This is a genomic window from Komagataeibacter ossonobensis, from assembly GCF_057359305.1.
On the sequence record NZ_JBXAYQ010000083.1, the window covers coordinates 1 to 5,383 of the forward strand.

The window sequence follows — 5,383 nt, forward strand, 5'->3', positions numbered from 1 at the left end:
TAAGGCACGGTTTCTGCTGGCCACGGATGGGGTGACGTTTGAGGCGGAAGACCGCACGGAAGATGAGCATATTACAGATGTGTTCACGCATCTGGCTGATCGGTTCGGGTTTTTCCTGCCCCTGGCGGGCATTACGACCGTCCAGAAGATCAAGAACAACCCGATCGACGTTAAGGCCACGTCTCGCCTGAACCGTCTTTATGTCGAACTTCTGAAGGAAAATCCCGACTGGGCAACGGAAGAACGCCGCCACGACATGAACCATTTCATGGCGCGCCTCATCTTCTGCTTTTTTGCCGAGGATACCGGGATCTTCCTGAACAATCTGTTCACCAGAACCATCCAGACCATGACGGAAGGGGCCACGGATCAGACGCATGAGGTCATGGCAGAGCTGTTCCGGACGATGGATCTGGATACGCGCAATGACGATCGCGAAAAGGGCGGGGTCAAATCTTGGGCCAGGGATTTCCCGTATGTGAACGGAAACCTGTTTTCCGGGACAACAGACTGCCCGAAATTCAGCAAATTGGCCCGCACCTATCTTCTGCGTGCCGGTGAGCTGAACTGGGCGCAGATTAACCCCGATATCTTTGGATCCATGATCCAGGCTGTGGCCGATGACGGGGAGCGCGGTGCGCTGGGAATGCACTACACCAGTGTGCCCAATATTCGCAAAGTGCTGAATCCCCTGTTTCTGGATGGCCTGCGTGAGGAGCTGGAAAAGGCAGGTCATAATACCCAAAAGCTGCATGCCCTGAAAGCGCGTCTGTCCAGCATTCGGGTGTTTGACCCTGCCTGTGGATCGGGCAATTTCCTGGTGATTGCCTATAAGGACATGCGGGAAATTCAGAGCGAGATTGATGACCGGCTGAAGATAGAGCGGGCGGAACGGAAATCCGTCATCCCTCTGGCCAATTTCTATGGGATTGAGATCCGTGATTTTGCGGTGGAAATCGCGCGATTGTCGCTTCTGATCGCAGAATTCCAGAGTGACGAAATCCATATCGACCAGAAACAGGCCCGCCTGAATGTGCTGCCCCTGAAGGATACAGGGCATATCATCTGCGGGAATGCCCTGGAGAAGGACTGGTTTGACGTCTGCCCGTCTCAGAAAGGTTATGAAACCTATATCTGTGGCAATCCCCCGTATAAGGGCAGCACCTGGCAGTCAGCTGAACAGAAGGCGGATCTGGAGCAGATTTTCGGGAAGCGTGCGAAATCCTGGAAGTCTCTGGATTATGTTGCTGGATGGTTCATGAAGGCTGCGGATTATGGCCAGAAAACGGGTTCTTCCAGCGCATTTGTGAGCACAAATTCCATCTGTCAGGGGCAGCAGGTTCCCATTCTCTGGCCTCTGATTTTTGGGCTGAACTATGAGATCAGTTTTGCCCATACGTCGTTCAAGTGGGCCAATCTGGCGGCACATAATGCGGGTGTGACTGTCGCTATCATTGGTATTACACCTGTTTCTGAGCATCCCAAAATTCTCTTCTCAAACGGAGCAGATGGGAAAACGATCAGGCAGGAAGCTGGGCATATCAATGCTTATCTGGTTTCCGGTGCTGATGTTGTTGTCGAGAAGCGCAGCAAGCCAATTTCGTCTATTTCTCTGATGGATTTTGGCAATAAACCAGTTGATGGTGGGAATTTACTGCTGTCATGGGACGAGGTTGAGCAACTTAGACTAACAGAAGAGCAAAAAGAAAAATTCATCAAACCTGTTTATGGGTCTTCCGAATATATTCGTGGGAATATGAGATTTTGTATTTGGGTGCCTAATGATCTGAGGGATGAGGCATTTCAAATTCCAGTTTTGAAAGAGCGTTTTGAAAAAGTAGCTGCCATGCGTGCGAGCAGTACGAAGGCTGTGACAAGGGATGGAGCTAAATATCCTTATAAATTTGATGAAGTTCGGCAGATAGGAAATGAAAAATTTATAATTGTTCCCCGTGTTTCATCTGAAAATAGATCTTTCTTACCAGTTGGTTATATTGGTTCTGGATCTATTGTTACAGATAGAAATTTTGCTTTGTACGATGCCCCTCTCTGGAATATGGCCCTGATTGCTTCTCGCCTTCATTGGGTGTGGATTGGTACAGTTTGCGTTCGTATGCGTACGGATTTTTCATATTCCAATACGATGGGCTGGAACACCTTTCCTGTTCCGGATTTGACAGAAAAGAACCGTGCTGATCTGACCCGTTGTGCCGAGGATATTCTTCTGGCGCGCGAGGCGCATTTCCCAGCCACGATTGCCGATCTGTATGATCCTGACAAAATGCCAGACAATTTACGGGCCGCTCATGATCGTAATGATGAGGTGCTGGAGCGGATCTATATCGGTCGGCGCTTCCGCAATGATACGGAGCGTCTGGAAAAGCTGTTCGACCTTTATAGCAAGATGATCGCCAAGAAGGGCGGCAAGACGAAAAAGAAGAAGGACGCTGCCTGAGCCATGACGATCAATCCGGTTATTCCTGCTGTTTCCCTGCGTACCGGCCAGACAGGTCAGTCTGCCATGACTAATGAGCTGGGCATGCGGCCCATGCAGGAAGCGGTCTATGAGAAACGTGGAGAACAGTATCTTCTCATTAAGTCACCGCCCGCTTCAGGTAAGTCCCGCGCTCTGATGTTTGTTGCACTCGACAAGCTGGCACATCAGGGCGTGAAAAAAGCCCTGATCGTCGTGCCGGAACGCTCGATCGGGGGCAGCTTCATGAGCGAACCACTGAGCAAATTCGGCTTTTGGGCAGACTGGATCGTCCAGCCGAAATGGAATCTGTGCAACGCGCCAGGGTCCGATGAAGGACAGGTCGCGCGCTCCAAGGTCAAAGCTGTTGGTGAGTTTCTGAAGAGTGAAGATCAGACTCTGGTTTGCACCCACGCGACGTTCCGGTTCGCGGCGGAAGAACTGGGTATCACGGCATTCGATGGGTGCCTGGTGGCGGTGGATGAATTCCACCATGTCAGCGCAGACCCGAAAAACAGGCTGGGATATTATCTCAATCAGCTGATTGCCCGAGATAAAACGCATATCATTGCCATGACGGGATCCTATTTCCGTGGGGATGCCGTTGCTGTGCTGTCCCCTGAAGATGAAAGGAAATTCGAGACAGTCACCTACACCTACTATCAGCAGCTGAACGGGTATCAGTATCTGAAAGAGCTGGATCTGGGATATTATTTCTATACCGGTCCTTACTTGGATGCGATTGACCGGGTTCTGGACGGCACGCGCAAAACGATTGTGCATATTCCCAATGTCAATTCACGCGAAAGTACGACCCAGAAGCACAAGGAGGTCGAGCATATCCTGTCCGTCCTGGGAGACTGGGAAGGAGAGGATATAGAGACAGGCTTTCATCTGGTGCGTCGTGCTGATGGCCGGGTGCTGCGTATTGCCGATCTGGTGGAAGATGAGCCTGTGCGGCGCAACAAGGTTGTCTCAGCCCTGAAGGATCCGGCGCAGAAGAACAACCGCGATCATGTGGACATCATCATTGCGCTGGGGATGGCCAAGGAAGGGTTTGACTGGATCTGGTGTGAGCAGGCGCTGACGGTCGGATACCGCTCCAGCCTGACGGAGATCATTCAGATCATTGGCCGCGCCACCCGTGATGCACCAGGAAAGACGCGGGCCGAATTCATCAACCTGATTGCTGAACCGGATGCGTCCCAGGAAAAAGTGACGGATGCGGTCAATGACATGCTCAAGGCCATTGCCGCCAGCCTGCTTATGGAACAGGTGCTGACCCCGCGTTTCGAGTTTACGCCGAAGACTGAAGAAAGCACGCCTCTGGATGGCTATGACTATGGAGAGGAAGGCTACAAGCCAAACGGCACGAATGTTGGCTTCAATGAGCAGACCGGTCAGTTCCATATGGAGATCAAAGGGCTGATTTCTCCCAAAAGCCCAGAAGCGCAGCGGATCTGCCGGGAAGACCTGAACGAAGTTGTGGCGTCCTTTGTGCAGGACAAACCTTCCCTGGAACATGGTCTCTTTGACGAGGAGACGGCTCCTCAGGAACTGACACAGGTCCGGTTGGGGAAAATCATTCGGGATCGGTACCCTGAGCTCTCGGATGAGGATCGGGAGGCAGTGCGCCAGCATGCCGTGGCAGCATTCAATCTGACCCAGAAGGGACAGAAAGCAGCAGAAGAGGTCACGCAGGCAGCAGGGGGAGAGGAGAAGATCGGCGGCAATACAGCCCTGATTGAGGGAATGCGGAAGATCGCCATGAATGTCCGTGATCTGGATATTGACCTGATTGATGCGATCAATCCGTTTGAGGAAGCCTATAAGATCCTCGCCAAGAGCATGAATGCAGAGACCCTCAAACAGGTTCAGGAGGTCATTGCCGGTCGTCATATTGCCTTGACGATTGAAGAGGCAAGAGATCTGGCGAAGCGCGCCCTTCTGTTCAAAAAAGAGAGGGGGCGCCTTCCGGAGCTGACATCTCCCGATGCGTGGGAACGTAAGATGGCCGAAGGGGTGGCGGTTCTGGCGCGTAAGACGGCAGAGGAACGGGCGAATGGCTGATCTGAGCGATGAAGAGCTTCTGGCCGAACTTGGTGTCTCGCTTGAGGCCAAAAAGAAGGCTGCACTGACCGCCGAGGAAGAGCGGATTATTGCCGGGTTTGAAGATATCTGCCGTTTCTATGAGGAACACGGGCATGCGCCTGCGCATGGAGAAGACAGGGATATCTTTGAGCGGCTTTATGCCGTGCGTCTGGATCGGATCCGGGCTTTGGAAAAATGCCGGTCATTGCTGGCACAGCGAGATCCGCATGGGCTTCTGAGTGTTTCCGGGAAGGAGGCTGAGAGTCCTGATCCCGATACGCTGGACGATGATGCGCTTCTGGCTGAACTGGGCATTGAGGCCGAGCCAGCGGCTGAGTCCATTACTGTCCTGAAGCATGTGAAATCACGTGCAGAGGTGCGGGCAGCGGAAGAAATTGCCAGCCGGGAACCCTGCAAGGATTTTGAAACCTTTCGGCCGTTGTTTGTGCTGGTGAAGGAGGATCTGAAATCCGGCGTGCGGGAAACACGTCCTTTTGGGCAGGAAGCTGGTATTCGGCAGGGAGAATTCTTTATCCTGAAAGGGCAGATGGTTTACGTCGCGCATGTCGGGGAAGAGTTCGAGACTGAGTACGGTCGCAGAGACAGCCGTCTGCGGGTTATCTATGACAACGGGACTGAAAGCGATGTTCTGCTGAGGTCGCTCCAGCGGGCTCTCTATAAGGATGAGGCTGGTCGTCGGATTACAGATCCGACAGTCGGACCTTTGTTCGGGACAACCGTTGAGCCGGATGATCTGGAAAGCGGCACGATCTATGTGCTGAGAAGTTTGTCAGATAATCCGTATATCGCGGAGCATCG

The 5,383-nt window shown here is 52.6% G+C and carries 3 protein-coding genes; all 3 read left to right on the forward strand.

Features of this window, described 5'->3' with window-relative positions; all coding sequences use genetic code 11:
• Positions 1 to 2,455: class I SAM-dependent DNA methyltransferase (locus AC1RQ9_RS18420; RefSeq protein WP_485988051.1), on the forward strand; the 2,455-nt coding region annotated here is incomplete at its 5' end.
• Between the two features lie 3 nt (positions 2,456 to 2,458).
• Positions 2,459 to 4,543 (forward strand): DEAD/DEAH box helicase, encoded by a 2,085-nt coding sequence (locus AC1RQ9_RS18425; RefSeq protein ID WP_485988052.1) that lies wholly within the window; start codon positions 2,459 to 2,461, stop codon positions 4,541 to 4,543.
• The coding region (locus AC1RQ9_RS18430; protein WP_485988053.1) for a GIY-YIG nuclease family protein at positions 4,536 to 5,383 on the forward strand (848 nt) is incomplete at its 3' end. The genes AC1RQ9_RS18425 and AC1RQ9_RS18430, both read left to right, overlap by 8 nt.